General features: G+C 74.3%; 7 protein-coding genes. 4 read left to right on the forward strand and 3 right to left on the reverse strand.

What is annotated here, in order from left to right; translation table 11 throughout:
- Positions 1–45: 45 nt before the first annotated feature.
- On the reverse strand, positions 46–999 hold the full coding sequence (locus tag ACZ3TI_RS21175; protein WP_465728312.1) for an ATP-grasp domain-containing protein: 954 nt from the start codon (positions 997–999) through the stop codon (positions 46–48).
- 142 nt (positions 1,000–1,141) lie between these two features.
- On the opposite strand from ACZ3TI_RS21175, the gene ACZ3TI_RS21180 reads away from it, so the two are divergent.
- Positions 1,142–1,645, forward strand: a complete 504-nt coding sequence (locus tag ACZ3TI_RS21180) for an NUDIX hydrolase (RefSeq protein ID WP_465728314.1) — start codon at positions 1,142–1,144, stop codon at positions 1,643–1,645.
- Positions 1,646–1,733: 88 nt separating this feature from the next.
- On the opposite strand, the gene ACZ3TI_RS21185 is transcribed toward ACZ3TI_RS21180, so the two are convergent.
- Positions 1,734–2,918, reverse strand: coding sequence for a hypothetical protein (locus ACZ3TI_RS21185; RefSeq protein ID WP_465728316.1), 1,185 nt, complete (start codon positions 2,916–2,918; stop codon positions 1,734–1,736).
- A gap of 149 nt (positions 2,919–3,067) precedes the next feature.
- The gene (locus tag ACZ3TI_RS21190) at positions 3,068–3,313 is read right to left on the reverse strand and encodes a hypothetical protein (RefSeq protein WP_465728318.1); all 246 of its coding nucleotides are present in this window, start codon (positions 3,311–3,313) and stop codon (positions 3,068–3,070) included.
- 319 nt (positions 3,314–3,632) lie between these two features.
- Between ACZ3TI_RS21190 and trpS the strand changes: the two genes are divergently transcribed.
- The 3 genes from trpS to ACZ3TI_RS21205 all read left to right on the forward strand — a co-directional run bounded on the left by trpS (position 3,633) and on the right by ACZ3TI_RS21205 (position 6,551).
- On the forward strand, positions 3,633–4,673 hold the full coding sequence (gene trpS / locus ACZ3TI_RS21195; RefSeq protein ID WP_465728320.1) for a tryptophan--tRNA ligase: 1,041 nt from the start codon (positions 3,633–3,635) through the stop codon (positions 4,671–4,673).
- A 180-nt stretch (positions 4,674–4,853) separates the two neighbouring features.
- A complete protein-coding gene (locus ACZ3TI_RS21200; RefSeq protein WP_465728321.1) occupies positions 4,854–5,816 on the forward strand; it encodes a S66 peptidase family protein in 963 nt (320 codons plus the stop codon).
- A 60-nt stretch (positions 5,817–5,876) separates the two neighbouring features.
- Entirely contained in the window at positions 5,877–6,551 is a 675-nt protein-coding gene (locus tag ACZ3TI_RS21205) for a nucleoside/nucleotide kinase family protein (protein WP_465728322.1), read from the forward strand.
- Positions 6,552–6,902: the final 351 nt, after the last annotated feature.

Below are 6,902 nucleotides of genomic sequence, written 5' to 3' on the forward strand. Positions count from 1 at the left end.
CCGGAAGGCCTCCTGGCCGTCTGGCCCCCTTGCACGCAGGGGCCGTCAGGCGGCGATCAGCGAGGTCAGCAGCCCCGACGGGTCGATCCCGCGCGGCAGGTCGCTCACCTGCCCGTCCCCGACCTCGACCACTCGCCAGCCGGAGCCGTCGGCCCGGCTGGCGAGGTCGGTGGTGACGAAGCGGCAGCCGAGCGTCCGGACCAGGGCCCCTACGTCGGTGAGGTCGGGCTCGACGCTCTGGTGCGGGGCGTCCGGGTGCGGTCCGACCAGGACCGGCCGGCCGTCCAGCCACCACACCCGCGCCTCGACGGCCCGCCCGCCCGCACCCGGCCCGCCGCCCTCGCCGTCGTTGCCGCCCTCGCCGCCGTCGGCGCTCTGCCCGGCGCCGTCCGCGCGCTCGAACTCCTCGTACCGGCGCAGCACCACCCCACCGGCCAGGAACTCGCCCTGCAGCTCGACGAACCGCTCGACCACCCGCCGGACCGCCGGCAGATCGGCCAACTCGGGTACGTAACAGGCCTCGTGCCACTCGTGCTTGCGCGACTTCACGTAGTCCTTGACGATCGCCGGACCGCTCCCGCCGAGTCGGGCCGCGGCCGCCGCCAGCTCCTCCGGCCCGGGTGGTACCGGCCCGTCGCACGGGATCCACGCGCTGGCCGGGGTCGCTCCCTCGAACACGCCGTACCAGCCCGGCAGTTCGTGTGCCGTCGCGTAACCGGGCGCGCCGGTCAGCAGGTTGTTGCCGCGGCCGGTGAGCGCGGCGGCGAAGCCGGCGTACCGGGCGGAGGGGAGCATCCAACCCCGGTACCAGAGCGGGCCGCCGTCCCGCGGCACCCGCCGGACCGCCTCCTCGGCCCGCCCGGCGAGCAGCGCGTCGTGGTCGACCAGGTGGTGCTCGCCCCCCGACTCCCGCAGCAGCCGGGCCTCCCAGGCGAAATGCGGATCGGGCCGACGCGGGTTGAGCGGATCGGCGGGGAAGATGATCGCGGGTACGGGCATGGCCGCCAGGGTACGGCCCGCGGCCAGGTCGAGGGGCCGCGGTCGCCGGACCGGAGCGGCGAATCGGCTCGACGCCCCGGACGGCCGCTGCGAGAGTGATCCGATGCGAAATCCGATGCGACTGCTACGACCCCGTACACGCGTGCCCCGGCAGGCCGCCCGCACGGTGGTCCTGGACGAGAACGGCTCGGTGTTCCTGCTCCGCTCGGACAACGACGAGGTCGGCGTCCACTGGACCATGCCAGGCGGCGGACTGGACCCGGGCGAGTCCCCGTGGGAGGGCGCCCGCCGCGAGCTGTGGGAGGAGACCGGCTGGACCGACCTCGAACCCGGCCCGCTGCTCTGCACCTGGGAACACGACTTCACCTGGCACAGCACGCCGGTCCGTCAGCACGAGCACATCTACCTCACCGGTGGACCGCACCGCGGCCCGGTCGGCGACGTCAGCGCGGTGCACGCCGTCGACCGGATCCTCGACTGGCGCTGGTGGACCCCGGCCGACCTCGCCGACGAGAACGCCGACGCGCTCTGGCCGCCCCGGCTGCCGGAACTGCTGGACTCCGTCCGCCAGGGCTGGGCGGTCGACGGACGCCCGCCAGTGCCCGTCGACCTCGGGTACATCCCGAACGCCCCGGCGGTCCGCTGACTGCCGGGCGCTGAACGCCGGGCACCGAGCGCCGGGCACGGACGGCCGAGTGCCGAGTGCCGAGCGCCGACCGCTGACCGCTGACCGGCTAGGGCCGCCCGCCGCGCCGGCCCCGGCTGGCCGGACCGGACTCCCAGCCGTGCAGTTCCAGCTCCCGGTCGTGCAGTGCGCTGGGGTTCATCAGCACCGTCAGCTGGGCGCCGGCGAGTTGCTCGTAGCCGAGCCCGGTCGCGGTGAGCAGCTGCTCGGTCGATACCGAGACGGCGATGGCGGGGCGCCAGGAGGGCAGCACCACCAGGCAGGTGCCGCGTCCGACCCGGATCGGCTCGGCCACCACCCGGACCGGTGCCCGCTCCTCCGGCCGGCCGACGGCCTCGGGCTGGCCCGGGCTGCCGCCGATCAGGATGCCGAGCGGCGGTTCGGCGTGCACGGCTTCGGCGGGGGAGGGCTCGGCGCCGGGGCCGAGCGGCACCTGATCCGCGACCGACCCCGCCGCACCGGCGAGTTCACCCGTCCACGCGGCGGCGCCCCATCCCGCGGCGGCCGGGCCGGGTGCGGCCGTCTCCCGTGCGGTCGCCTCCTGCCCGCTCGGGCCGGCCTGCGGGTGCATCCGGCGCAGCCGACGCGAGGGCGACGGTCGCCGGGATCCCAGGGCCCGCAGTTCCTCGCGCGTCGGACGCTGCGCCGACGCGGTGCCGGGCAGGCCGTCCTCCGTCGGCGCGGCAGCCGACGGGAGCCGGACGAACCCGACCTCGGCCTCCGCCGCACTCCCCGCCGCATCGTCGTGGCCGTCGACGGAAGCGGGCGTGGCCGCGTCGTCCCCGGCCGCCTCGCCGAGCAGCGCCCGTACCTCAGCGACCGGCCGGTGGCACGCCTCCGCCAGCTCGGCGATCGAGCGGCCCTGGGCGCGGGCGGCCCGCAGGCGCTCGGTGAACGCCGCCCGAAGGCGTGCCGCGGTCGGATCGGCGTCCGCGGTGGAGGGCCCAGCGCCGGGGCCCGCCGCGGGGGCCGTCGCAGGAAGGACGTACGCCTCCACGTCGTCCCGGCTGCGCGGCTGCGGTACCGAGTCGTGGCGTGCGACGGAGCCCTGGCGGATCACCCCGTCGGGGGACCGGCCCGCGACCGCGCCGGCCTCGGCGGCGGTCGCGATCGAGCACATCGGGGCGGCCGTGGCGGGCAGTCCGGGTACGTCGGACGGGGCGGAGGTTCCGGCACCGTCCCCGGCCTGGTCGGGCAGGGACGGGTCGGTCGCGGCGGGGTGGAGCGAGGTCATCGGCGGGCCCTTCGGGGATGGTCCCGATGATCCTCCCGCACGGCGCGACCAGCTCCAAGCGTCGAACCCGGCGGTGTGCGCGAGACCACCGCGGAGATCGCCGCCGCTGCTCCGCCGCCCGTCACCCCGCCCCATCCGGCGGCACGGGATCAACTGCCGGGTGCCACGAACCCCTTGAGGTCGGCGAGCACCGCGTTCGCCGCCATGACACCGAGCCCGAGGAACCAGGTCTCGTCCGAAACCGGCCGGTCCTGACCGGACTTGACCGCGCCGAGCGTCTTCCAGAGCGCGCCGCCCAGCACCGTGTCCTGGTTGGTCGAACTGGGGCTGCCGTACACGCCGTAGAAGATCCAGTCGGCGTCGGCCTTGTCGATCTGCTCCGGACTGACCTCCACCGCGAGCTACTTCACCTGCTCGATCTTCGGCTGCGGCAGCGGGCAACGTGCGGCGCGTGCACCGCCGGACCGTCGCTGCCGCCGGCGGCGAGACGCCGCGCACGGAAACTCCCGCGCTCGTGACGGAGGACCGACGCTACGCTTGGCCGCATGAAGCGCTTCGTGGGCCTGTGCTGGTGGCCGTCCTAGGACGGCCACCAGCACTCGCCTGACCAGGGCCGTCCGGGATGGACGGCCCTGTTGCGTTTCCCCCGCCCTCCCGCGGGACGGGCCCCTCGCCCCGGACGGCCGCCGACCACCGCCGTACCGAGGAGAAACCGTGACCGCTACCGCCGGCACCCCAGCACCCGCCCTCATCGACGACCCGACCGCCCACCGCGTCCTCACCGGGGACCGCCCCACCGGCCCGCTCCACCTCGGCCACTACTTCGGCACCCTGCGCAACCGCGTCCGACTGCAGGACCAGGGCGTCGAGATGTTCGTCGTGGTCGCCGACTACCAGGTCATCACCGACCGCGACATCGCCGACCGGCTCGCCGAGCACACCGAGAACCTCGTCCTCGACTACCTCGCGGCCGGGCTCGACCCCGAACGGGCGACGATCTTCGCGCACAGCGCCGTCCCCGCCCTCAACCAGCTGCTGCTCCCCTTCCTCAGCCTGGTCAGCGTCGCCGAACTGAACCGCAACCCCACCGTCAAGGACGAGATCGCCCACTCCACCCAGTCCGCCGTCAGCGGGCTGATGTTCACCTACCCCGTCCACCAGGCCGCCGACATCCTCTTCTGCAAGGCCGACCTCGTCCCGGTCGGTCAGGACCAGCTGCCCCATCTCGAAGTCGCCCGCACCGTCGCCCGCCGCTTCAACGAGCGCTACCCGCACGCCGACGGCAGCGCCGTCTTCCCCCGCCCGCAGGCCCTGCTCTCCGACGCCCCGATGCTGCTCGGCACCGACGGCGGAAAGATGAGCAAGAGCCGGGGCAACGCCGTCGCCCTCGGCGCCACCGAGGACGAGACCGCCCGGATCATCCGCGGTGCCAGGACGGACGCCGACCGCCGCATCGGCTACGACCCGGTCGACCGCCCCGAGGTGTCCAGCCTCGTCCTGCTCGCCGCGCTCTGTCAGGACCGAGCTCCCGAGGCCGTCGCCGAGGAGATCGGCGACGGCGGAGCCGCCGTCCTCAAGCGCGTCGTCACCGAGTCCGTCAACGAGTACCTCCGCCCGCTACGTGCCCGCCGCGCGGAACTCGCCGCCGACCGCGCCCACCTGCGGCAGGTCCTGCGCGACGGCGCCGAGCGGGCCAACGCCGTCGCCGACGCCACCCTCGCCGAGGTCAGGGAAGCGATGGGCGCCGTGCTCTGAAGAGCCCTCACCCCGGCGAGGCCCACTGCCGGCGCGGGCCGGACCGGCCCCACCGTGCCGTACCGAGCCGGACCACGCAGACATCGGCCGGACGACGCGAGGGCATATCGTCACCGGGCGGCCGCGACCACAGTGCGGCCGCCCGTACCCCCGCTCCCGCGCCCGAAAGGCGGCCCGGCCATGGACCAGCACCCGACCACACCCGGCCAGGGGCTGACCCGTCCGCCGCACCTGCGCCCCGGCGACCACATCGCCGTCGTCGCCCCCAGCGGCCCGATCGACCCCGAACGCCTCACCGCCGGCTGCGCGCTCCTGCGCTCCTGGGGGCTGCGCGTCACCGTCGCCCCGCACGTCCTCGACACCCACTCCACCCTCGGCTACCTCGCCGGTACTGACGCCGACCGCGTCGCCGACCTCCAGAACGCCTGGCTCGACCCCACCGTCGACGCCGTCATCTGCGCCCGCGGCGGCTACGGCGTGCACCGCATGGTCGACCTGCTCGACTGGACGGCGATGCGTGCCGCGCCGCCCAAGCCCTTCATCGGCTTCAGCGACGTCAGCTCCCTGCAGGAGGCCTTCGCCCAGCGTCTCGGCCTTGCCACCCTCTACGGGCCGATGGCCGCGGCCGGCTCCTTCATCTCCGACGGCCCCACCGCCGAGCACCTGCGCCGCACCCTCTTCGACCCCGCCGCCACCACGGTCCTCACCTCGGCCACCGCCGCCCCGCTCATCCCGGGTCGGGCCCGCGGCGTCACCGCCGGAGGCTGCGTCCACGTCCTCGCCGCCGAGCGCGGCACCCCCGCCGCCCGGCCCTCGTACGCGGGCAGCATCCTGCTGCTCGAGGACGTGAACGAACACCCGTACCAGCTGGACCGCCTGCTCACCCAGTTCCTGCGCTCCGGCGCCCTCGACGGTGTGGTCGGCATCGCCCTCGGCTCCTGGGAGGGCTGCGGGCGGCCCGAGCGGGTCCGCGAGGTGATGCTCGACCGGCTCGGCGGGCTCGGGATACCGGTGCTCTGGGAACTGGGCTTCGGACACTGCCCGTCGACCCTCACCGTCCCGCTCGGCGTCCCCGCCGTCCTCGACGCCGACGCCGGCACGCTCACCCTGGACGTGCCCGCACTGGCCGAGCGGTCGCACTGAGCGCCTCAGCGGTTGACCGAAGGCCCGGTTCCGTGGACCCCCGGTGAGTAAGGTGCGGCCATGAACGAGGACCGCCTCACCTCCCTCGCCCTCGGCTTCCTCCGCGGCCCGGGCAGCAACGCCCGTACGATCCTCGGACTTGCCGGCCCGCCCGGTGCCGGCAAGTCCACCCTGGCCCGCCACCTGGTCGCCGCGGTCGAACGCGTCGAAGGCCCCGGCACCGCCGCCTACGTCCCGCTCGACGGCTTCCACCTCTCCGGCGCCCAGCTCGACCGTCTCGGCCTGACCCACCGCAAGGGCGCTCCCGCCACGTTCGACGCCCACGGCTACGTCGCCCTGCTGCGCCGCATCACCGCCGATCGCTTCCAGGACATCTACGTCCCGGACTTCGACCGCACCGTGGACGAACCGGTCGCCGCCCGCCACGTGGTCCGCCCGCACACCCGCCTCGTCATCACCGAGGGCAACTACCTCGCCTCCTCCGACACCCCCTGGCCGGACGCCCGACGCCTGCTGCGCGAGCTCTGGTACGTCCACACCGACGACGCGGTCCGTGAGGAGCGCCTGCTCGGCCGCCACCGCGACGGCGGCCGCGACGAGGCCACCGCCCGCCACTGGGTCACCGGAAACGACCACCCGAACGGCGAGTACGTGAAGCCCGGCAGGGCGCTCTGCACGCGGACGGTCCCCGGGACCGGCTTGCCTCCGACACCGGACAGGGGTAGTGTTTCCTAGTCGCTCGGCAGGGAGCACCGGACACGCATCGGCGCGGACGGTCCCGGGGCGGCCAATCCTCTGAAACACCACTTCCCAGGTTCGGGCTGGGTTGCGTCCGCGTTTTTGCGTTCGCGGCTCGGGCCTTATTCGGCGTGCTCGTTTTATTGGATTGCGGTCGATTCGCCTTTCGGGGCAGGGATCGGCTAGAGTTTGGAACGTCGGACGGGGCGTCAAACCTCGGAAGACACCGGCGAGTTGGATGAAGGAAGCCCGGAAACGGAGCGGAAAACATCTGATAAGCTGGAAACACGAAAGAACGAAGCCCGGAGGGTCCGCTGGAAGGCGGTCCGAAGGAAGCGTCCGTTCCTT

This window comes from Kitasatospora sp. NPDC023120, assembly GCF_055560835.1.

What these genes read in the sequence shown, in the direction of transcription:
- ACZ3TI_RS21200 (WP_465728321.1), top strand. Translation starts at nt 4,854, where the DNA reads ATGGACCAGCACCCGACCACACCCGGCCAGGGGCTGACCCGTCCGCCG.
- ACZ3TI_RS21205 (WP_465728322.1), top strand. Translation starts at nt 5,877, where the DNA reads ATGAACGAGGACCGCCTCACCTCCCTCGCCCTCGGCTTCCTCCGCGGC.
- ACZ3TI_RS21185 (WP_465728316.1), bottom strand. Translation starts at nt 2,918, where the DNA reads ATGACCTCGCTCCACCCCGCCGCGACCGACCCGTCCCTGCCCGACCAG.
- ACZ3TI_RS21175 (WP_465728312.1), bottom strand. Translation starts at nt 999, where the DNA reads ATGCCCGTACCCGCGATCATCTTCCCCGCCGATCCGCTCAACCCGCGT.